This window comes from Staphylococcus sp. URHA0057 (genome assembly GCF_000620265.1).
In the GTDB taxonomy this organism is placed as follows: domain Bacteria; phylum Bacillota; class Bacilli; order Staphylococcales; family Staphylococcaceae; genus Staphylococcus; species Staphylococcus pasteuri.
Genome location: NZ_JHVS01000007.1, coordinates 97819 through 120941 on the forward strand (window position 1 = coordinate 97819; position 23123 = coordinate 120941).

At 31.9% G+C, this 23123-nt stretch carries 23 protein-coding genes and 1 riboswitch; of the genes, 14 read left to right on the forward strand and 9 right to left on the reverse strand.

Translation table 11 applies throughout. The annotated features are described in order from the left end of the window. Positions 1–204 precede the first annotated feature (204 nt). The 8 genes from hutU (at position 205) to N524_RS0104855 (ending at position 9680) form a co-directional block, all read left to right on the forward strand. Entirely contained in the window at positions 205–1866 is a 1662-nt protein-coding gene (hutU, locus tag N524_RS0104820; RefSeq protein ID WP_029055810.1) for a urocanate hydratase, read from the forward strand. Next, positions 1866–3101 (forward strand): imidazolonepropionase, encoded by a 1236-nt coding sequence (gene hutI / locus N524_RS0104825; protein WP_029055811.1) that lies wholly within the window; start codon positions 1866–1868, stop codon positions 3099–3101. The genes hutU and hutI overlap by 1 nt, the downstream gene beginning before the upstream one ends. Positions 3102–3237: 136 nt before the next feature. Continuing rightward, on the forward strand, positions 3238–4419 hold the full coding sequence (locus tag N524_RS0104830) for a SulP family inorganic anion transporter (RefSeq protein WP_029055812.1): 1182 nt from the start codon (positions 3238–3240) through the stop codon (positions 4417–4419). Then, a complete protein-coding gene (locus N524_RS0104835) occupies positions 4412–5533 on the forward strand; it encodes an amidohydrolase (protein ID WP_029055813.1) in 1122 nt (373 codons plus the stop codon). Before N524_RS0104830 ends, N524_RS0104835 begins: the two co-directional genes overlap by 8 nt. A 149-nt stretch (positions 5534–5682) precedes the next feature. Further along, on the forward strand, positions 5683–6564 hold the full coding sequence (locus N524_RS0104840; RefSeq protein WP_029055814.1) for an SDR family oxidoreductase: 882 nt from the start codon (positions 5683–5685) through the stop codon (positions 6562–6564). A gap of 259 nt (positions 6565–6823) precedes the next feature. Beyond that, entirely contained in the window at positions 6824–7396 is a 573-nt protein-coding gene (locus tag N524_RS0104845) for a hypothetical protein (RefSeq protein ID WP_029055815.1), read from the forward strand. 53 nt (positions 7397–7449) lie between these two features. Next, positions 7450–7547: riboswitch (SAM riboswitch) on the forward strand. Between the two features lie 81 nt (positions 7548–7628). Next, positions 7629–8921 (forward strand): Na+/H+ antiporter NhaC family protein, encoded by a 1293-nt coding sequence (locus N524_RS0104850; protein ID WP_029055816.1) that lies wholly within the window; start codon positions 7629–7631, stop codon positions 8919–8921. 246 nt (positions 8922–9167) lie between these two features. Then, positions 9168–9680 (forward strand): SRPBCC family protein, encoded by a 513-nt coding sequence (locus N524_RS0104855; RefSeq protein WP_017636472.1) that lies wholly within the window; start codon positions 9168–9170, stop codon positions 9678–9680. Positions 9681–9737: 57 nt separating this feature from the next. Here the strand turns inward: N524_RS0104855 and N524_RS0104860 are convergent, their stop codons facing one another. Beyond that, positions 9738–10499: a MurR/RpiR family transcriptional regulator gene (locus N524_RS0104860; RefSeq protein WP_017636471.1), complete on the reverse strand. Its 762-nt coding sequence runs from the start codon at positions 10497–10499 to the stop codon at positions 9738–9740. A gap of 208 nt (positions 10500–10707) precedes the next feature. Between N524_RS0104860 and N524_RS0104865 the strand changes: the two genes are divergently transcribed. Beyond that, the gene (locus tag N524_RS0104865; protein ID WP_017636470.1) at positions 10708–12306 is read left to right on the forward strand and encodes an alpha-glucoside-specific PTS transporter subunit IIBC; all 1599 of its coding nucleotides are present in this window, start codon (positions 10708–10710) and stop codon (positions 12304–12306) included. Between the two features lie 61 nt (positions 12307–12367). Here the strand turns inward: N524_RS0104865 and N524_RS0104870 are convergent, their stop codons facing one another. Further along, positions 12368–12898 (reverse strand): hypothetical protein, encoded by a 531-nt coding sequence (locus N524_RS0104870; protein WP_017636469.1) that lies wholly within the window; start codon positions 12896–12898, stop codon positions 12368–12370. A gap of 311 nt (positions 12899–13209) precedes the next feature. Between N524_RS0104870 and N524_RS0104875 the strand changes: the two genes are divergently transcribed. From N524_RS0104875 to N524_RS0104885, 3 genes are all read left to right on the forward strand, one after another. Next, entirely contained in the window at positions 13210–14136 is a 927-nt protein-coding gene (locus N524_RS0104875; protein WP_017636468.1) for a bile acid:sodium symporter family protein, read from the forward strand. Positions 14137–14253: 117 nt separating this feature from the next. Beyond that, complete coding sequence (locus N524_RS0104880) at positions 14254–14892, forward strand: HAD family hydrolase (protein WP_029055817.1); 639 nt, start codon at positions 14254–14256, stop codon at positions 14890–14892. A 10-nt stretch (positions 14893–14902) separates the two neighbouring features. After that, positions 14903–15091 (forward strand): hypothetical protein, encoded by a 189-nt coding sequence (locus N524_RS0104885; protein WP_017636466.1) that lies wholly within the window; start codon positions 14903–14905, stop codon positions 15089–15091. A gap of 69 nt (positions 15092–15160) precedes the next feature. Here N524_RS0104885 and N524_RS0104890 read toward each other — a convergent pair whose 3' ends face one another. Both N524_RS0104890 and N524_RS0104895 read right to left on the reverse strand, forming a co-directional pair. Continuing rightward, positions 15161–15343 (reverse strand): hypothetical protein, encoded by a 183-nt coding sequence (locus N524_RS0104890; protein WP_017636465.1) that lies wholly within the window; start codon positions 15341–15343, stop codon positions 15161–15163. Further along, on the reverse strand, positions 15343–15696 hold the full coding sequence (locus N524_RS0104895; protein WP_029055818.1) for a hypothetical protein: 354 nt from the start codon (positions 15694–15696) through the stop codon (positions 15343–15345). The genes N524_RS0104890 and N524_RS0104895 overlap by 1 nt, the downstream gene beginning before the upstream one ends. A 273-nt stretch (positions 15697–15969) precedes the next feature. Here N524_RS0104895 and N524_RS0104900 point away from each other — a divergent pair, with 273 nt between their 5' ends. After that, positions 15970–17367, forward strand: a complete 1398-nt coding sequence (locus tag N524_RS0104900; RefSeq protein WP_029055819.1) for an amino acid permease — start codon at positions 15970–15972, stop codon at positions 17365–17367. Positions 17368–17497: 130 nt separating this feature from the next. Here the strand turns inward: N524_RS0104900 and N524_RS0104905 are convergent, their stop codons facing one another. From N524_RS0104905 to N524_RS0104925, 5 genes are all read right to left on the reverse strand, one after another. Further along, positions 17498–18370: a MurR/RpiR family transcriptional regulator gene (locus N524_RS0104905; protein WP_017636462.1), complete on the reverse strand. Its 873-nt coding sequence runs from the start codon at positions 18368–18370 to the stop codon at positions 17498–17500. A 1-nt stretch (position 18371) separates the two neighbouring features. Further along, positions 18372–19814, reverse strand: coding sequence for a PTS transporter subunit EIIC (locus N524_RS0104910; protein ID WP_029055820.1), 1443 nt, complete (start codon positions 19812–19814; stop codon positions 18372–18374). Between the two features lie 14 nt (positions 19815–19828). Further along, positions 19829–20716 (reverse strand): N-acetylmuramic acid 6-phosphate etherase, encoded by an 888-nt coding sequence (gene murQ, locus N524_RS0104915; protein ID WP_017636460.1) that lies wholly within the window; start codon positions 20714–20716, stop codon positions 19829–19831. Between the two features lie 3 nt (positions 20717–20719). After that, positions 20720–21775 (reverse strand): MupG family TIM beta-alpha barrel fold protein, encoded by a 1056-nt coding sequence (locus N524_RS0104920; RefSeq protein WP_017636459.1) that lies wholly within the window; start codon positions 21773–21775, stop codon positions 20720–20722. A gap of 186 nt (positions 21776–21961) precedes the next feature. Further along, a complete protein-coding gene (locus tag N524_RS0104925) occupies positions 21962–22306 on the reverse strand; it encodes a hypothetical protein (protein WP_029055821.1) in 345 nt (114 codons plus the stop codon). 45 nt (positions 22307–22351) lie between these two features. On the opposite strand from N524_RS0104925, the gene N524_RS0104930 reads away from it, so the two are divergent. After that, positions 22352–23086, forward strand: coding sequence for a CPBP family intramembrane glutamic endopeptidase (locus N524_RS0104930; protein ID WP_017636457.1), 735 nt, complete (start codon positions 22352–22354; stop codon positions 23084–23086). Positions 23087–23123 lie beyond the last annotated feature (37 nt).

The following is a 23123-nucleotide window of genomic DNA, read 5'->3' on the forward strand; positions in this document are numbered from 1 at the left end:
TCCAGTTAGTTATAGTTTATATCTATAAATAATTAGTTTATTTATATTTGTTATCTATATTTTAGCATAATATAATGGGCGTGTAAGAACTTAATTTAGTACATGTTCAATAGTCTAAATTATTTGATTATTTAGGTTATTCTATAAGTGTACATATTAAAAACTTTGAATTTATAGATATTATTTCGGATGGGAGAGATAGTAATGAGAGAAATTCATGCAAAAAAAGGTTTAGATATCGAGTGTAAAGGTTGGGAACAAGAAGCGGTATTACGAATGCTTTATAATAATTTAGATCCAGAGGTAGCTGAACATCCTGAAGAACTTGTTGTTTATGGAGGTATCGGTAAAGCGGCACGTAACTGGAAAGCATTTGAAGCAATCGAAAATACATTAAGAGACTTAGAAGCAGATGAAACAATGCTCGTACAATCTGGTAAACCAGTAGCAGTATTTAAAACTCATGAAGAAGCACCACGTGTGTTAATCTCAAATTCAGTTTTAGTACCTAAATGGGCAAACTGGGATCACTTCCATGAATTAGATAAAAAAGGTTTAATTATGTATGGACAAATGACTGCAGGCAGTTGGATTTATATTGGTTCACAAGGTATTGTTCAAGGAACATATGAAACTTTCGCAGAACTTGGTAACCAAGAATATAACAGTGATTTAACTGGTACAGTGACATTAACTGCAGGATTAGGCGGTATGGGCGGCGCTCAACCTCTTGCTGTAACAATGAATAATGGTGTGGCAATTTGTGTTGAAGTCGATGAAACACGTGTTGATAAACGTGTAGAAACAAAATATTGTGATGTAAAAACTAAAGATTTAGATGAAGCATTAAAATTAGCTGAAGATGCTAGACAAAAAGGGGAAGCTTTATCAATCGGTCTAGTTGGTAATGCAGTAGATTTACACAAAGCTATTTTAGACAAAGGATTCAAAATTGATATCATTACTGACCAAACAAGTGCACATGACCCATTAAATGGTTATGTACCTCAAGGTTATTCAGTAGAAGAAGCTAAACAATTACGTAAAGAAGATCCTAAGAAATACGTTGAATTATCTAAAGACTCAATGGCTAAACATGTAGAATTAATGTTAGAATTCCAAAAACAAGGTGCAGTAGCATTTGACTATGGTAATAATATCCGTCAAGTTGCTTACGACAATGATGTAGAAAATGCATTTAACTTCCCAGGATTTGTGCCAGCATACATTAGACCATTATTCTGTGAAGGTAAAGGACCATTCCGTTTTGCTGCATTAAGTGGAGATCCAAAAGATATCGAACGTGCAGATGAAGAAATGAGAAAATTATTCCCAGACAATGAAAAATTAATTCGTTGGTTAGATTTAGCTGAAGAAAAAATTGCTTATCAAGGCTTACCATCAAGAATTGCTTGGTTAGGCTATGAAGAACGTGCGAAAATGGGATTAGCACTAAACAAATTAGTTCGTGACGGTGAAATTTCAGCACCAATCGTTATCGGTCGAGATCACTTAGATTCAGGTTCAGTAGCTAGTCCAAACCGTGAAACAGAAGGTATGAGAGATGGCAGTGACGCAGTTGGTGACTGGGCGGTATTAAATGCCTTAATTAACACTGCAGCTGGTGGTTCTTGGATTTCATTCCATCACGGTGGCGGTGTAGGTATGGGTTATTCTCTACACGCTGGTATGGTTGTTGTAGCTGATGGTTCAGAACGTGCAGATCGTCGTTTAGGACGTGTATTAACTACAGATCCGGGTATGGGAGTAGTGAGACACGCAGATGCTGGTTATGATATCGCAATTCAAACTGCGAAAGACAAAGGCATCAAAATTCCTATGATCGATGAAACGGAGGATAAATAATGAATGATTTAATTATTCAAAATATCAAAGAACTTATTTTACCAAAATCTACTGATCGTCCATTAAAAGGTGCAGAACTTGATGAATTAGATGTTATTGAAAATGGTACAGTTGTAGTAAAAGATGGAAAGATTGTTTATTCTGGCCCTTATACAGATAAATATGAAGCAGAACAAATCATAGATGCTACTGGTAAAGTAGTATCTCCATCCTTAATTGATGCACATACGCATTTAATATTCGGTGGCTCAAGAGAACACGAAATGTCACTTAAACGTCAAGGGAAATCTTATTTAGAAATATTAGAATCTGGCGGTGGCATTCTTTCAACAGTAAAAGCTACACGTGAAATTAGCGAAGATGACTTATTCAAAAAAGCAGAACATGACTTATTAACTATGGTTCAACATGGTGTATTAGGTGTTGAAAGTAAAAGTGGTTATGGTTTAGATAAAGAAAATGAACTTAAACAATTAAGAGTATCTAATCGTTTAGCTGAGAAATATGGATTAGATATGAAACATACTTTCTTAGGACCACATGCAGTACCTGAGGAAGCAGAATCAAATGAAGCATTCTTAAATGAAATGATTGAATTACTTCCAGAAGTTAAGGAATATGCTGATTTTGCAGATATCTTCTGTGAAACAGGTGTATTCTCAGTTGAAGAATCTAGACATTATATGCAAAAAGCTAAAGAAGCAGGATTCAAAGTGAAAATTCATGCTGATGAAATAGACCCATTAGGTGGCTTAGAATTAGCAATTGATGAAAATGCCATTTCTGCAGATCACCTTGTTGCTTCAAGCGCTGAAGGTAAAGCAAAATTAAAAAATAGTGATACAGTAGCAGTACTATTACCAGCTACAACATTTTATTTAGATAAAAATGACTATGCTGATGCAAGAGGCATGTTAGATAATAACGGTGCAATTGCTATTGCAACCGATTACAATCCAGGTAGTAGTGTAACGAATAACTTACAATTAGCTATGGCGATTGCTGCATTAAAATTAAAACTATCTCCAAATGAAGTTTGGAATGCTGTTACAGTTAATGCAGCAAAAGCGATTGATTTAGATGCAGGTACAATTAATGAAGGTGACAAAGCCAATATCGTTATTTGGAATGCACCTAACCACGAATATATTCCTTATCACTTTGGTATTAACCATGCACAAAAAGTTATCAAAGATGGTAGAGTCATTGTTGATAACGAATTTTCATTAGATTAATTCATTCATAATTTAACCATGTGGAACCGTGTCGATATGAAGACACGGTTCTTTTTATATATAAGAGAAAAAATGTACATTTATTAGAATAGTTTGACAATTGTGTTAACATGAATTTATAAGGAGTTGGCTACACATGATGTTGGTACGAACGCAATACTTAAAACAATGGCAAGGCCAATATCGACAAAACATACCTTCCGGTATTTTAATGGGGTTAGCTTTATTACCTGTAACTATAGCATTTTCTTTTATTGTTCATGTTCCACCTTCAATTGGATTAATGAGTTGTGGGTTAATGATGTGCTTAATGAGTATACTGGGAAAAAGAATTGCAATGGTTTCAGGGCCAAGTAGTGGCATATCTATTATAGGTGCACCTTTAGTTAATCAATATGGCACACATTATTTATTTTTAGCAACAATAATGATGGGTATCCTATTAATTATATATAGCTTTTGTCATATAGATAAATTGCTTAATTATATCCCTAGAACAGTAGTCATTGGCTTTATGAATGCATTGGGGATATTACTGTTAACTACTCAAATTAAATATATATTCGGTGTGTCATTATCTACATATATCGTTGCGTGTTTAACCTTTATAGTGATTTATCTATCTGGAAAATGGATTCAAACCATACCTGCACCATTAGTGGCTATTATCATCATTACGCTATTAACGTCAGTAATTCACCCACATTTACAGTATGTTCACGATTTAGCTAATATTAAATTTAAAATGCCACAATTAACAACCCTAAATTCATCAATGACAATTTTTGATTGGTTGATTATATTTAAGTATGCATTTACGATGTCAGTGATTTCAGTCATTCAAACTAATTTAACTGCTAATATGATGGATGCAATCAGTAACACAACATCTAATAAAGATAAAGAAATAAGAGGACAAGGAATTTCTAACATTATCGTAGGAATTGTCGGGGGTTATGGTTCTAGTGGATTAGTAGGACAATCTAAATTTAATTATAAAATGGGCGCAACAACTCGGTTATCTACATTAATGACTGGTATTTTATTAGTATTATGTATGGTGTTATTAGGGCCAATAGTTGGCTTAATTCCAATGGTAGTGCTAGCTGTAGTATTAGTAACAGTTTCTCTTAATACATTCGACAGACGAACGGTGAGTCATATTAAAGAAGCGCCGATTATGCATAGTAGTATTATGTTATTAACTATCATACTTATTCTTATGACTAATAATTTAGCTATAGGTGTAATAGTGGGCACGATTATTTATTATATAATATTTTATCTCTTTAAGAAGGGGGATGTTACAAATGACTAATTATACTGATTATGTGAATTGGAGAAGGACTTTTCACCAATTTCCGGAACTATCAGAAAAGGAATATGAAACGACACAACGACTTAAACGTATTTTAGAAGCACACCACATTACCATATTAGATTTACCTTTAGATACTGGATTAGTTGCTGAAGTAGGTAAAGGCGATCAATTAATAGCTGTCAGAACTGATATAGATGCGCTACCAATTGATGAACAAGTAGAACATGAATTTACCTCTACTAATGAAGGCGTTATGCACGCTTGTGGTCATGATATACATATGGCTAGTATTTTAGGTGTGGCAACTCAATTAAAAGCACAAGAAAATGAATTAAATGGCCGTGTAAGAATTATATTTCAACCTGCTGAAGAATTAGGTTATGGTGCTCGAAAAATAGTTAAAACAGGAGCATTAGATGGAGTCAAAGCGGTCTTAGGTTTTCATAATTATCCTACAATGGATATAGGCGAATTTGCTATTAAAAAAGGAGCAATTACTTCTGCTGTCGACCGATTTGAATTTAAAATTAAAGGTAAAGGGGCACATGCTGCTAAACCTGAACAAGGAAATGATCCAACTGTAGCATTAGGACAGCTTATCAATAGTCTACAAACAATTGTAAGTAGAAATCTTTCTGCGTTTGATAGCGCAGTTGTCACTATAGGAGAAATTTCATGTGGGAATACATGGAATGTTATTGCAGATCATGCATATGTACAAGGAACTGTGCGGTCATTTAAACCTGAACATCGAGATTATATTGAACAAAGAATGAAAGATATAGCGAGTGGCTTAGCGAAGACATTTAATATAGAAGTAGAATGTCATTATACTAGATTGCCTGGTACTGTCATTAATGATAATCAGTTAACAGAGACCGCAATTGAAGTGGCAGAAACAGTTGGTTATAATGTTTCAATTATGGACTTGCCACTGACAATCGGAGAAGATTTCTCAGGCTACACTGAAAGTTATCCTGGTGTATTTGCATTTATTGGTTCAAATAGTAAATATGATTTACATCACCCTCTATTTGATCCGGATGAACGTATATTGGAAAAGGTTCCTTCATATTTTGTAGAATTAGTTAAAAAATTACTAAATCAATAAAGTTAACACAGTTGCTATTGTATTTTTAAAAGAAATCAGTAGTAACTGTGTTTTTTATTAAATTAAATTTTAGAAAAATTAAAAATGATTAGAGAGTAGATATACTTGGGTATAAACAGAACATATAGATATTAGGAGATGATTTTGAAATGTCAGCACAAGATCCAAGAAATAAATTTAAAACAACTGAATATGAAAAACAAGAACAATCACTTCCTGGTTTGCAAAGTGATTTAACACCAGAGCCAGATTGTGGTGAAACATTATATATAGGTCATGACAGATTAAAAGGATTTAAAGTGTTAGTCACAGGTGGCGACTCAGCTATTGGACGTGCAGCAGCTATAGCCTATGCTAAAGAAGGTGCAGATGTCGCAATTAATTATCTTCCAAGTGAAGAGAAAGATGCACAAGAAGTTAAACACGTCATTGAAGAAGCAGGACAACAAGCAGTGCTTATCCCTGGTGATGTTAGAAATGAACAATTTAACTATGACATGGTCGCAGAAGCCTATGAACAATTAGGTGGATTGGATAATGTAACTTTAGTGGCAGGTCATCAACAATATCATGATGACATTAAAGGATTTGATACACAATCATTCGCAGAAACATTTGAAACTAACGTATACCCAATCTTTTGGACAGTGCAAAAAGCACTTGATTATTTACAACCAGGTGCATCAATTACTACAACATCATCTGTACAAGGATATAATCCAAGCCCAATATTACACGACTATGCCGCTTCAAAAGCAGCGATTATTTCACTAACTAAAAGTTTATCTGAAGAACTTGGTCCTAAAGGTATCCGAGTTAACTGCGTCGCACCTGGTCCATTCTGGTCTCCATTACAAATTACAGGAGGCCAACCACAATCTAATATTCCTGAATTTGGTCAACAAACCCCATTAGGTAGAGCAGGTCAACCAGTTGAATTATCTGGTACTTATGTTTTACTAGCTGCAGAAGAATCTAGTTATACAACTGGACAAGTATTTGGTGTCACAGGCGGCATTCAAATAGATTAGAAATTTTAAATGGATAATTGAAATTTAAGTCGATGAAGTAGAGATACTTTATCGACTTTTTTATGTCTCATATTTATTTTAAATTAAATAAGTTCAAAATGAATTTGGAAATTAAATACGAATAATGTATAATTATAATACAAAATAAATAATAAAATTATGTAAAGTGCTTTAACTTTAATTACAGTAATCAGAAATAATAGGGGAAAGTGATTAGTTAGTTGTATAAATATCTTTTAAATATAAAGGAGCACACTATATGAATAAAGACCAAATCATTAGATTAATTCCTTTTATTGCATTAGTTATAGGTATAAGTTTTATTCCATTCTTCCCATCATTTAAATGGTTTTTCTTTTTAGTAGTACCAATATTCGTTATTACCAATATATTGAAGAATTTATATTTTGTAAATCGAAATATTAAACATAACAAGATATGGATTAGTCCAATCATAGATCGATTATTAGGTTGTATTGCAGGGATTTTTTATATAGGTTTTGCTTCAGTAGCTTTATTACAAAGCGCAAACCCTTGGATTGGGTTTTTACTATTATTATTAGCATCTTCATTCATTTACTTTTTAGAAACTAAATTGAAAATCGATGAACAAACGTTAAAAAAATCTAATCATGAGTATAAAGTCATTTCTGAAAAACTTGAACGTCAACTTAAAATAGTAGCCATAATCGTTACCATTATTTCTATTATAGCTATGATAATCTCACTTTATCTAAAATGGTGGATTGTCTTTGGTATAGCCGTTGGATTACTATTATTAGTAGCAATAGGATTAATTATCTATGATAAATACTTTACGACGAAATTATAATTTATGATTGACGTTATTGGAATTATCTTGTAACGTAAAATTTAAATGCAAATCACTTATCTAGAGAAGTGGAGGGACTGGCCCTATGAAGCTTCGGCAACATATAATAATGTGCCAATTCCAGAAACCAATTGAGGTTTGAAGATAAGGGGATAGTAATTGAAGGCAAACCTCTTTTCTTAAATAATTAGAAAAGAGGTATTTTTTATTAATATAGGAAGTAGGTATAATTATGAAAAAAACTAAGAAGGGTAATGCTTGGGCGTTATTTCCTTTATTATTATTTATGTTGTTATTTTTAGGTGTAGGTATTATATCAGGAGATTTTACCACTATGCCTTTAAATGTAGCGATTACAATAACTGTTATCGTAGCTTTGTTAATGAATCGTAAAGAAAAATTTGCTACAAAAGTTGAAGTGTTTACTAAAGGCGCAGGACATTCAAATATTATTTTGATGATGCTTATATTTATTTTGGCAGGCGCTTTCTCAACGACTACAGAGAAAATGGGAGGCGTGAGTTCAACTGTTAATCTTGGTTTGTCACTTATTCCTGAAAACTTAATCATTGTAGGTTTATTTATCATTTGTATGTTTGTTTCTATTTCTATGGGTACTTCAGTTGGAACAGTTGCAGCGATTGCACCTGTTGGATTTGGTTTTGCACAAGCTACTGACGTATCAGCAGCCTTAGCAATGGCTACGGTAGTTGGCGGTGCGATGTTCGGAGATAATCTTTCTATGATTTCAGATACAACGATCGCAGCCGTACGTACACAACATACAAAGATGAAAGATAAATTTAAAGTCAATTTTAGAATTGTATTACCAGGTGCGATTTTAACAATTATTATTCTATTTTTATTAACGAATGGAATTTCTATGGATCATTCTAAAAGTTATGATTTCCAATTAGTTAAAGTCATGCCGTACTTACTTGTACTGATATTAGCACTAGTGAGCGTTAATGTTATTATTGTACTGATTGGCGGTACAGTCTTATCTGGAATGATTGGCCTTATCGACGGCTCTTTCGGATGGAAAGGTTTATTAAACGCAGTATCCAAAGGTATTATCGGAATGGAAGATATTGCAATGATTGCTTTACTTATTGGTGGTTTAGTCGGTCTTATACAACATAATGGCGGGATTGATTGGTTGCTCAATTTCGTTAGAGGCAGAGTAAGATCTAAACGAGGCGCGGAATTAGGTATTGCTAGTTTAGTCAGTGTTGCAGATATATCAACTGCTAATAATACGATTTCAATTATTATGTCAGGACCATTAGCCAAAAATATTGCTGATGAATATGATGTTGATCCACGTAAATCAGCAAGTATATTAGATATATTTGGCGGTTGCTTCCAAGGATTATTACCTTACAGTCCACAAGTAATCTCAGCAGCTGGAGTAGCAGGCATCTCACCATTTTTACTAGTACCTTATAGTATTTATCCGATTATGTTAGGTATTTGTGGATTAATAGCAATCATCTTAGGTTATCCAAAATTAAAAAAGCGATAGCGTAAATGTTGACTAATGAATCATATTTTAATATAAATCTGAGACTGAACTAAGTCTCGGATTTTTTAAATGGTTGTTATGAAAATAATGTTATCCTTAGTTTCTATAATAGAGATGTTTAAATAATAGGGTTTAATGGTAAATTAGATTAAATGTATCAAAGATTAAGCATTTTTAAGGATAAATGTTTGGAAGTTTGAGTAAATACGTTAGAATAGAAATAAGAGTGAAAGTAGGTGACATATAGTGGCAAAGTATAATGTGGAAAATGAATATGTAGAAATTGATATTGAACGTTTATTTAAATATTCACCTGAAACTATTTATGAAGCTTGGACAAAAGAAGATATTTTAAAACAATGGTTTATGACGTCTAAACGTACGAATAAATCATTTGAAGCTGACGTTCAAGAAGGTGGTAAGTACCGCATTGTAGATAGTAGAAATGGTAAGCAAAATATTATTGAAGGTACTTATGAAGAATTAGTGATGGATGAATTTGTCAAAATGACTATTGGTATGCCTGGATTAAGTAACGAAGAAGATATTATTGAAGTTGAATTCTTCGAACGTGAATCAGGTGGCACACAAATGTTTTTCTATTACCAATCTTATATTGAACGTGAAAGAAGATTGACTAATCTTGAGTACAAACAGAAAAAGAAAGAATATCATGACTCTACAGCACATGGTTTCGAATTAATGTTTGATAAAATGAATACTGTATTAGAAGAAATTGAAGAACAAAAAAATAATTAAAAAGACGCAAGCAAATTGGTTTAACCTAAACATTTAGGTTACCGATGCTTGCGTTTTTTATTTGAGTTCTTCTTTTTCCTTACGTTCATTATATTTTCGAAGTAATGTTTCAAAGAAAATATGATAACTGATAAAACTAGAATAATCAGTGCCATCATTTAAATAAAAAGTATTACTAGATACATAAACATTATAATCGGCTTGCTGGGCTAATGTATTATCTTTCATCGTTGTTACTGATATAAAGTATTTTTGGCGTAATTTTAATAGCTGAGTTACTTCTTTCAGTTGAAATGTTTCGCCTGATAAGGAAATGATAAAGAACAAGTCTTGAGGCACTGTCTTGTTTAAAACCATCTTTAATTCATGAACATCATGGAGAATAATAATATTTTTGTGCATAGTTAATAAGATACGTTGTGCTTCTTCAGCCACATTCATTTGTGCTCGCCCTGTACCATATAAGTATATTGTTCCAGCCTCGTTCATTTTATTTGTTAATAACTCATAATCAATTCTATCTAAATAACTAAATGTATTTTCAATTTCTTGTCTAAAAGATTCAATAGAGTCAGATGGTAACTGATTTTTCTTTTCACTTTCAAACTTCAAAAATGATTTGAAATCACTATAACCATCAAACCCCAATTTACGCGTGAAGCGGTGAATAGTCGCATTAGATGCATGTGTGTGTTGAGATAAGTCTTGTATTTTTAAATTTTTACATAAATCTATATGGTTATTAACGAAATGTGCAATTTGCAAATCGTTGTCATTAAGTTGATTAAAATTCATATTAACTCGTTCATCTAAAATCATGATGACACCTCGTTTATTAATGTTGAAAAAATTTTCATCATATGAAAACATAATCTGATTATACAAAATACTTTCAAAATTCGTCAATGACATTGAGAGTATGTAAGCGTTTACTATATATTAGATATAAGATATTTCGGTGACACCTTGTTTATAAATACGAGGTTTGATACGAATAAAACGACATTGGGATGTGGAGGTTATTATAATGAATGCAATCAAACGATTTGGTAGCGCAATGATTGTGCCGGTATTAATGTTTGCTTTCTTTGGTATTGTCCTTGGATTTGCAACTTTATTTAAAAATCCTACTATAATGGGTGGTTTAGCAGATCAACATACGTTTTGGTTTAAATTTTGGTCAGTGATAGAATCTGGTGGTTGGGTTATTTTCAATCATATGGAAATCGTATTTGTAGTAGGATTACCACTATCATTAGCTAAAAAAGCACCAGGTCATGCCGCACTAGCAGCATTAATGGGCTATTTAATGTTTAATACATTTATCAATGCGATATTAACGCAGTGGCCACATACATTTGGTGCTAACTTGGAAAAAGGTGTAGAAAATGTTACTGGATTAAAAGCAATAGCGGGTATCGAGACATTAGATACTAATATTTTAGGTGGTATTATCATTTCAGGGATCATTACTTGGATACATAATCGCTACTATAGTAAACGTTTACCAGAAATGTTAGGTGTGTTCCAAGGTCTAACATTTGTAGTAACGATTTCTTTCTTTGTGATGTTACCTGTTGCTGCAATTACTTGCGTAGTATGGCCAACTATTCAAAATGGTATTGCATCTATCCAACATTTTATTATTGGTTCAGGCTATGTAGGAGTATGGTTATACCACTTCTTAGAAAGGGTATTAATACCTACTGGCTTACATCACTTTATTTATGCACCAATTGAAGTTGGACCAGTAGTCGTGAATCATGGACTTAAAGCGGAATGGTTACAACATTTAAATCAATTTGCCGAAAGCAGTAAACCATTAAAAGAACAATTTCCATATGGCTTTATGCTACAAGGAAATGGTAAAGTATTTGGTTGTTTAGGTATTGCATTAGCTATGTATTCAACAACACCTAAAGAAAACCGTAAAAAAGTAGCAGCTTTATTAATACCTGCAACATTAACAGCTGTTGTAGCAGGTATTACTGAACCTTTAGAATTTACATTCTTATTTATCGCACCATTCTTATTCGTATTACACGCATTGTTAGCTGCAACAATGGATACAATTATGTACGGTTTCGGTTTAGTTGGTAATATGGGTGGTGGCGTCCTAGATTTCTTAGCTACTAACTGGATACCACTTGGTAAAGAACACTGGATGACGTATGTGATTCAAGTGGTAATAGGACTTATATTCGTAGGTATATATTATGTTTTATTCAGATTCTTAATATTAAAATTTGATATTCCATTACCTGGACGACGCAAAAATGAAGAAGAAGTTAAACTATTCTCTAAACAAGATTATAAAGAGAAAAAAGGACAAGAAGATGCTACAAAACATACGTCAACTGGGAATGAGTATGATGATAAAGCAGCATATTATTTAGATGGTTTAGGCGGTAAAGAGAACATTAAAGATGTGACTAACTGTACAACTCGATTACGTTTAACTGTGAAAGATGAAAATAAAGTAGAAGATAGTAGTTATTTTACACATAATCAAATGGCTCACGGTCTAGTTAAAAGTGGTAAAAGTGTTCAAGTGGTAGTAGGAATGTCTGTACCACAGGTTAGAGAATCGTTTGAACATCTGGTTTATGATGAAAATGATAAATAATAAATAAAAATAAGGGATTCCAAAATATATCGTTTTGGAATCCCTTTTATAGTTAATTGAATTAGGAAATTCTAGCTTTATGAATCATTTTAGATTTATAACCAGCTGATAGGATATCTATATTACGAGTTGCTACTGTATGTAATAATTTAGAAAAAACTTCAGGTGGACAAATGATACTTGCACAATTTTTATTTAATGTATAGCTAATATCATAATGATTCATAAACATATTCATTATATCTATCACTTTGTCTTTAATAAAAGCATCTTGTAATCCGTCAATAGATAGTTCAAATCGTTTAGCTGATTGATATAAATGATCTGAATCAAGTAGTTCATCAAGTTGTTTTGGTGATAATATTTGATAAATAGTGAAATTATGAAAACTTAAAAAGCTAATAAAATAAGGTAATTGTTGTTTTGGTAAGCTCACTTCTAAAGCATACATACCTTGTTGTTTAAATATTTGATATTGAAAGGATTCGCAAAATTTAATCTGCTTACATAGCTTTGATAATGATTTGCGAGATGATCGAGATTTTAAATCTGCGATATTTATAATGTAAGTTTCAAATTTGTCTATCAACATGTTATGCCTCCCGATTGCTAACATTCATGGTTTAGAAATTTATTGTTAAGTAGGGTAATAGTTTTTGTTGCTTTAAAATGATTGTACCATGCTTCTTTTTGATATTCACTAGGACTTTTGAATGAAGACTAGTAAAAAAAGAATATTTCATTAGTCAATACTATGAGAATCATGGATTAAAGGACTTTATTAAAATCTAATTACAGGGACCGTAAATAACTTAAAATATAAGAAAATTCTGAAAATAACATTGTCCATTATAAATAGTTATGATAATATTTGTCATTATTAACTATTAAGGGTGTGTTTATATGTTAAATCGAATCAGTCAATTTGCGACAAAAACATTTATATTTTGGATGTTATTTGCTGCTGTGCTTGGATTTATTTTTCCTTCACACATCTCAATATTAGGTGGTTTCGTACCATACCTGCTTGGGATTGTTATGTTAGGAATGGGGATGACTATAGATCCTAAAGACTTTAAAATTGTTTTACAATCACCAAAACCTGTCATTATTGGCGTTATTTTACAGTTTACGATTATGCCTACCTTAGCATTTCTTATTGCTAAAGGCTTTCAATTACCTCCTGAAATTGCCATAGGTGTGATTTTAGTTGGATGCTGTCCAGGTGGAACATCTAGTAATGTAATGAGTTATTTAGCTAAAGCAAATGTAGCATTATCTGTAGCGATAACGAGTGTATCAACTTTAATTGCGCCTTTTGTTACACCAGCATTAATCTATATTTTTGCACATGAATGGTTGAAGGTCTCATTTGCCAGTATGTTATGGTCAGTCGTTCAGGTAGTATTGATTCCAATTATTATAGGATTTGTATTCCAAAAGGTAGCAAGACGTTTTGCTCAAAAGACAGCTACAGCATTACCATTAATTTCTGTTATTGCCATTTCTCTTATTTTGGCAGCTGTAGTCGCAGGTAGTAAAACACAAATTTTGAAAACAGGATTGTTAATTTTTGTAGTTGTTATCTTACACAATATTCTTGGTTATACAATCGGTTATGTATTAGCTAAAGTATTCCGAATGGATTATAAAGATAAAAAAGCCGTAGCGATAGAAGTAGGTATGCAAAATTCTGGTTTAGCAGTATCACTTGCAACAGTTCATTTTAGTCCTTTAGCTGCTGTGCCAGGGGCTGTATTTAGCTTAGTTCATAATATTTCAGGACCTATTCTTGCAAAATATTGGTCTTCTAGAAGTAAAGATATTTAATTGACTCATTTATCTGAAGATTAAATCCCATTTTTAACTAAGATAGTATCTAGATTATGTTAAAATATGAGACATTGAGATTTAATTTTTATTATAAAAAGATAAAGGAGTACGCATATGTATAGAGCAGTTGTTTTTGATTTTGATGGAACTATAATCGATACAGAAAAACATCTTTTTGATGTCATTAATAAACATTTAACTAAACATAATGAATCACCAATTACTTTAGAATTTTATAGAAGATCAATAGGTGGGGCAGCAACTGAACTTCATAATTATCTTGAAGCACTTATTGGCCCAGAGAAAAAAGCAGCTATTTATAAAGAACATAATGATACAAGTGGACATTTACCAATAATAGAAACGATTCAACAATTAATGGAATATTTAAAGCAACGCCATATACCGATGGCAATTGCGACTAGTAGTCATAGAGAAGATATATTACCTACATTTCATAAACTAGGTTTAGATAAATATATAGAAGTGATAGTAGGTAGAGAAGATGTTGAAAATGTTAAGCCCAATCCGGAACCTTATTTAACAGCAGTACAACAACTAAATTATAATCCGACAAACTGCTTAGCGATTGAGGATTCAGTAAATGGTGCAACGGCTGCAAATAGTGCCGGTTTGGATGTTATTGTAAATACAAATGTTATGACTGAAGAACAAGACTTTTCTACTGTTAATTATGTAGCTAAAGATATTGATTTCGATAATATTGTTCAGCGCTTCTTTAGTCGTAAATAGGAGGTATGGTATGTTTTATACTATCCTGTTTTTCATAGCTGGACCTATCATTATCGGTATTGGAAACTTGATATTAGGTCCTATGTTTAATAAACGTATTCCTTTACACATACATGTGCGATCTTTTCTTGTTGGTACGATGATATATTTAATATTAGCGACAATTGGATATTTCTTATTATTACAAGGTAGATTATAAAAAATCCGCTTCAATTATGAGTAGATCTTACTCAGTTTGAAGCGGATTTTTACTGATTAAAATATTTCATTACATAATTTTTAATAACAAGGTAACTAAAATCAATACAATTAATATCGCATCAATACCAACCATAATAGCAAAACGAGTGGTTTTTTGACCTTGAGACTTAGCTAATTTTAAAGCGTTATAATTTGGTATTAAACTAATAATTAATAAGATAAGAATAATTACGCCAATAATGACAGACATTAACTTTGTCCTCCGTTCCTATTTTCAATGTATTCCCAAATAAATCCTGCGATAATACCCACTACAATCCCTATTAAAACGCCTATTTTTATATGTGAAATCATGGCACCAATAATTAATCCAATAATAATGGCTATTGGCAAAGTAGTTCCAAATTTCATTTTTCTCTCAGGAGAATTTAAAATGGTAAACGCAACTACATATATGATAAAGAAAACAATTGCTGCCAGTAGTGACTTACCAATTAATGGTAGTAGATTTGGGTTTTTAACAGAAAAATAATTGAGTAAGAAAAAGATAATTAAAAATATGATTGATATTTTTAATGCTTTTTGAATTAATGTTTTACTCATAATGTACTCCTTAATAAATATATGAAAAGTATATCATAAACCTAAAATGAACCATAAAGTAAATCTCTTTAAAGGAATTTTTAAAAAAGTTGAAATTAATTAATTATTGCAAATACAGTAAAATTGCGGGTTTGCAAAAGACTGTCATAATAGTTTTGTAAGCGATTTCAATAAATTGTTAAAATATTGTTTCAATTTTGTCATTTTATAGTATAATTGCGTCAATAAGTTTATTATTATTTTATCCTAGTAAAAAAGAGGTGTGTTATTAACATGGAGAATAACGAATTACAAAGGGGATTAAGTGCACGTCAAATGCAGATGATTGCACTAGGCGGTACGATTGGTGTTGGCTTGTTTATGGGAGCAACAAGTACAATCAAATGGACAGGACCGTCAGTAATATTTGCGTATTTAATTGCGGGTATATTTTTATTTTTAATCATGCGTGCTATGGGAGAAATGATTTATATTAATCCAACAACTGGTTCTTTTGCTACATTTGCTAGTGATTACATACACCCAGCAGCTGGATATATGACAGCATGGAGTAATATATTCCAGTGGGTAGTCGTAGGTATGAGTGAAGTTATAGCTGTCGGAGAATATATGAATTATTGGTTCCCGAATTTACCTCAATGGATTCCAGGGGTTATAGCTATTTTATTATTAGCAGCTGCTAACTTAGTATCAGTAAAAGCCTTTGGAGAATTTGAATTTTGGTTCGCTTTAATTAAAGTTATAACAATTGTTTTAATGATTATAGCAGGTTTTGGTTTAATATTATTTGGCTTAGGTAATGGTGGACATCCAGTTGGTTTTTCTAACTTATGGTCACATGGTGGATTTATGCCAAATGGTATAGTCGGTTTCTTCTTTGCACTATCAATCGTTATAGGTTCATATCAAGGTGTTGAATTAATTGGTATTTCAGCAGGTGAAACTAAAGATCCACATAAAAATATTGTAAAAGCAGTTAACGGTGTTATCTGGCGTATACTTATTTTTTATCTTGGTGCCATCTTTGTTATCGTTACAGTTTATCCATGGGATGAGTTAGGAAGCATCGGAAGTCCGTTTGTAGCAACATTTGCTAAAGTCGGTATCACATTCGCAACTGGTTTAATTAACTTTGTAGTATTAACAGCAGCAATGTCTGGTTGTAACTCAGGAATCTTTAGTGCGAGTCGTATGATTTATACATTAGCACGTAAAGGTCAACTACCTAAGATTTTTACTAAAGTTATGAAAAATGGTGTACCAATTTATACGGTATTAGCAATTTCTATAGGAATCTTAATTGGAGCTTTATTAAACGTTATTTTACCACTGTTTATTAAAGGTGCAGATAGTATATTTGTATATGTGTATAGTGCTTCAATTTTACCTGGTATGATTCCTTGGTTTATGATTTTAATCAGTCATATTCGTTTTAGAAAATTACATCCTGGTGAAACTAAAAACCATCCATTTAAAATGCCAGGTGGTATAGTTGCAAGTTACTTAACAATAGCGTTTCTAATTATTGTTTTAATCGGTATGTTATTTAATAAAGAAACTGTAGTATCAGTAGTAATTGGTATCGTATTCTTAACTGCTGTAACTATTTATTACTTTATTAGATATAATAAAGCAGAGAAAAATTTAAAAAAAGATAATTCATTAAAATAAAATCAATTTAAAAAGCAGCATTAACGTCATTAAACTTGCGTTAGTGCTGCTTTTCTATATTTGAAATGTATATAATTAACAATAGGATTGAGCTTAGACAATATTTTAGTCTAAACTTAATCCTATTTAATTAATGCTTAAAGTCAATATTAGAAAGATGCTTTCTATAATTATCTAATGCCATTTTAGATTGTGTAATAAAGTCTAAAGAAGATTGATAGTTTAAAGCAATATATCGATAATAAAGAACATCAATCGTAAACATTTGTGCTAATAAAGATGTTGTAGCGCCCATGCGCATTTCATTTTCATCAGTTTCACCATAATCTAGTACGATATCTGACATTTGAGAAATGGTATTGTTGGGTGAACTAGTTATTGTCACAATTGGAATATGATAATCTTCAACTACTTTAGCAATAGATTGCATTTCACTTTGTGTTCCATTGTTTGTGATAAAAATAACGCAATCTCGACTATCACAAGAAGCAAGCATCGTAGTGAAAATATGTGTTTCTTGTGCAAGTTGTGCATTCATACCAATCCGTGAAAGCTTTTGATATAAGTCGGTCGCTACGACAAAAGATGCACCATATCCATAAATGAATATTCTATTAGAATGTTTGAATTGATCGCAAATGAGATCTACGGTTTTATCGTTCAGATTATTATTTGCTTTAGTTAATGCACCATTTGCACGAGCAAGCATCTTCTTTTTAAGTGATGAGGTGCTTTCATTATCAACTAATTCAACATTATAAACAGTTGTTTCTTTAGGCATGTACTTTGATAGTTCGATTTTTAATTCTTGAAAACCACCATCTACCAATTTTTTACTAAATCGGATAATAGATGATGGACTCGTATCAAGTTCTTGTGCAAGATCTTGAGAATTCATCTTTATGACTTCGTGTGGTGCATTTTGAATATAATTTGCTATTTTTTTCTCGTTTTTTGTTAAATAGGGATACTGGTTATCTATTTCATATAAAATGTTCGTCATTTTAATCACCCAGTTTGTTAGAGTTTCTCATTTTTTTTGTAGTTCCAAATAAAAATGTCATGATAAAGCCACCTATATATGCTGAAATTAAACCAGCAATATAACCTAGATACATATTGTCTGAGATTAAAGGTAATAAAGATAAGCCACTAGGTCCAACAGCTTTAGCGCCTATATGACCAATTCCTCCAATAACAGCACCGCCAATACCGCCACCAAGACATGCAGTGAAAAAAGGTCTACCGAGTGGCAACGTTACACCATAAATCAATGGTTCCCCTATACCTAAGAAACCTACGGGTAATGCGCCTTTTAAAGTATTTCTAAGTGGTTGATTATGACGACAGCGTACCCATAAAGCAAGGGCAGCACCAACTTGACCAGCACCAGACATTGCAGCGATAGGTAGTAAATAGGTTGCGCCAGTACTATTAATAAGCTCGATATGGATTGGTGTAAAAACGTGATGAAGTCCTAACATGACTAATGGAAGGAAAAAGGCACCAATAATAAATCCGCTAAAGATACCACCAACGTCAATCACCCAATTCACAACATGCACTAAACCATCTGATATAAAACCAGCAATTGGCATTATTATAAATATCGTCAATAAACCAATGGTAAGTAGTGATAGGGTGGGTGTGATAATAATATCTATTGATTCTGGTACTGCTTTATGTAGTTTCTTCTCAATCATACTTAAGATCCAAACGGCAAATATAACACCTATAATTCCACCTTGACCAGCAACAAGAGGTTCTCCTGTGAAAATATTTTTTATAGGATTTTCATCGGTTAGACCTGTTAATAATGTTGTACCTCCTATAACACCACCTAAACCTGGTGTAGCACCAAAAACTTTAGCACTATTAATCCCAGTGAAAATGGCTAAGTAAGCTAACATACCATCTTTAATAACATTTAATACGGTAACAAGTTGTTTCATGAAATCTCCAGATATCATGTGCGCAGTTAACATATTGTTTAATACTGCAGCTATACCACCGATTAAACCTGCCCCTATAAATGCCGGGATTAAGGGGATAAAGATGTTAGAAATGGACTTTAAAATACGTTGCCATTTACTTTGCTTTCTTGAATTTTGATAATGCTTTTTATTTTCGTTAGCAAGTTGTTCAGCTTGTGATTTATAGCTTTGATTTTCAGAATGATTGATGTCTTCACCCAATGGTACATGACTGTATTCAGCCATTTTATTAGCGACCTTATTAACAATACCTGGACCAACAATAATTTGAAGATGATCATCTTCGACAATCCCCATGACACCTTCAATTTGATGTAGTTTATCGTAATTTACAATACTTGAATCATTGATAGTTAATCGAACTCTAGTCATACAATGCATTATTCGCTGTATATTTTCGATGCCACCTACAGCTTTTATAATTTCTTGAGCAAGTCGTTCTTCTTTACTCATGGAATTAGCCTCCTTTAACCTTTGATGGCTTGCTTAATCACTCCATTATGTTGTAGTAATTTTTGTTGTGCTTCATCTTTGGTTATGTCACTTAAATTCATGACAATTGCAGTTTTAATATCTTTATCGGCTTTTTCATAGAGTAACTTTGCTTCTTCGTCATTTAAATCACATATTTCTTTAATGATGCGTATTGAACGGTGAATTAATTTCTGATTGGTTGGTTTTAAATCTACCATTAAATTATCATAAACTTTGCCAACACCTATCATTGTCATTGTAGAAATCATATTGAGAACGAGTTTTTGTGCCGTTCCTGATTTTAAACGTGTTGATCCTGTTAGTACTTCCGGACCTACAGGTATTTCTAATGCATATTGCGCTACTTTACTCATTTTACTGTCTGTATTACATGAGATTGAAACACTAGTAGCACCCACTTTGTTAGCATAAGTTAAAGCACCTTTAACATAAGGTGTGCGCCCACTTGCAGAAATACCTATAACCATATCATTTTCAGTTAAACCAATATTCTCTAAATCTTTTTGACCTAGCGCTTCATTATCTTCGGCACCTTCAACAGCTTTTGTCATCGCTTTAGGGCCTCCAGCAATAATACCTATTACTTCATTTGGTGAAGTGTTAAAAGTGGGTACACATTCAGCAGCATCTAGTACACCTAATCTACCGCTTGTTCCTGCACCAATGTATATCAATCTACCGTGCTGGCTAAATTTTGCAATTGACTCATTAATAACGTTTGTTAACTTTGGAATAATAGATTCTATAGCTTTAGGAACTAATTGATCCTCTTGATTCATTGTTTTAAGTGCATCTTGAATTGACATTTCATCTAAATGCATTGTTTGTGCGTTACGTGATTCAGTTGTTAAATCATTCAATGCTTATGTCTCCTTTAAACATATAAATTCAAAAGTATCGCCTGGCTGCATGATTTTAAGAAAAGGAAGATCTTGTTTACAAATACGTGCAAGACGATTGATATTTGAATGTCCTGGAAGAGATGTTTTAATAATTTGAAGTTCACCTTCATAACGACCATTGAGGTGGTTATCGATAGTAATATCTCCAGGCAAACGTTGTTCGATACCAATAGGTGTAATTTTCTGATTCACCATTAATCTAGATGTTTGAGAACGTAAGACATGTTCGGGCGAATCAATTCTTACATGGTGTTTTGCATATAATAGATTTAATAAATGATTATCATTATTTTCGACATTATTGATATGCAATACAAAGTGATGTTGAACAAATATTTGATAAAGTTGTTTAGCTAAATTGATTTCCAAACCATTGTCAGCAATAACGATAGTATTAATACCAGTTAGCTGTAGTTCATGTACAGCTTGAAAAGCATGTTCATGCCTATGATTTTCTATTGTAGGTAAGCCTTTGTATAGAGGACCTCTTAAGTTTGTTCCAGGAATAAAAGCAAATATCTTAGCATTTGGATCGAACAAATGAATAAGATTATTTTGCTGTTGAAGTGATGACAAACTTAATCCTGTATCAGGTCTAGGATAATAATTATGACAATAAATAAGTGTTCGAATATTTGGATTACTATAAATAGTAGATAATATATGATGCGTTATTGTACTAGCATTAATACAACATTGATATCCTCTTTTTTGAATATCAAGAATAAGATTCACATTAAGTTGATCATCAATTCTAATAACAAATTCCCCGTTTGAGAATTGATCTAATAAACTGTAAAAGTGGTGATTAAGTAAAGAAGGATTTACATCAATAATAAAAGTGATTGAATATTGCGATAATAACTGGCACAATTCTCCCAAATGCGACAGTTTAAATTGATCATCTTCTTCTGGTATTTGAAGGGAAGTAAAAATGGTATCGTATCCCTGAGATACCATTGATAGAATATAAGATTCATTCAATCTATGTCCTATAGATACCGAGAAACCAAGCATGATCATCCTCCTCAAATAATTGCTTAATCATATCCGATTATAACGCTAATATTATTAATTTACAATTTGCATATTAGAATAAAGTATAAAATTTTTACAAAAAAATTAAAAAACAATAAAAATTAAAATAAATAGTTGTTTAGAGGTTAATGTGTATTCATTAAATATTGTAGAGAAAGAAGTTTTTTAATTGGTATAAGATTTATAATAAGTTAAACTGTCGAAAATCATTAATTGATAATGATTGATGGTTTGGCAACTGTCTCCATTTTTTGTAATGTTAAAAGGATGTTCGTTGAGAAAGGTGATTAAGTTTTTATAATTGTTTAAATTTGGATCAGTAGGTTTAAATTGATCTGATAATTGTGAGTTCATCCAGTGAGATTCTTCAATGAGTAAAGTGGTAAATTCGTTTAATGTGGTCTCGAATTTGTTATGATTAAAAAGTATATAATACTTTAATTTTTCAGTTATCATAATGAGTTGAGTTAATTTTAATTCTATGTGGGTAAATGTTTCTTGTGAATTCATAAAGCCTCCGTTTAGATATAATGATAAAAAGAAAGGATACATAATATGAAACTTTCGAATAAAGGGTATCGTTTTAAAGATATTGCGTGGAGAGATTTGTTATTAATACCAATTATCTTCATTGGTTTGATAATATTTTCTATGGTAGGTTTTGGGATATTAAATATACATTATACTCACCCAGATAAATTAATGCAGTCAATGATGGCGACTGTTGCACAAGTGATGAGTTATATTATTGCAATTTTAAGTTTTTACCTAATGCATTTAAAATCATTTTCCAAAAGATTTAATAATGGAATTAATTATGTAAAAAAGCATTGGATATTATTAATTGCCATGTTGCTTATAGCACTTGGGGCATCATCGCTTTATGAGTGGTTGATGCAATTTTTACCGAAGTCATTACAGTATAGTGAAACGCAAAATGAATTAGCACTTGATCAATTATTCAAAATACCTTTATTTTTACCTATAGCGTTTCTTTTAATTGTCATTGTTGCACCTATTGTTGAAGAATTGGTGTTTAGACATATTCTTATCGGAGAGTTAGGTAAGAAGTTTAATTTTATTTTTATGGGGATTATTTCAGCAGTAACGTTTACTTTAATACATGTTAGTGGTGCGAAATCACCATTTGAATTTGGGGCATACTTTATATTAGCAATTATATTGGTGGTTAGTTATTTAAAAGCTAAAAGAAATTTAGCGTCCTCAATTACCATTCACATATTAAATAACCTCATATCATTTATATGGACGCTATTTATTGTTTATTAGAAAAACGAAGTATAGCCTGTGACATAAAAGATGTCAC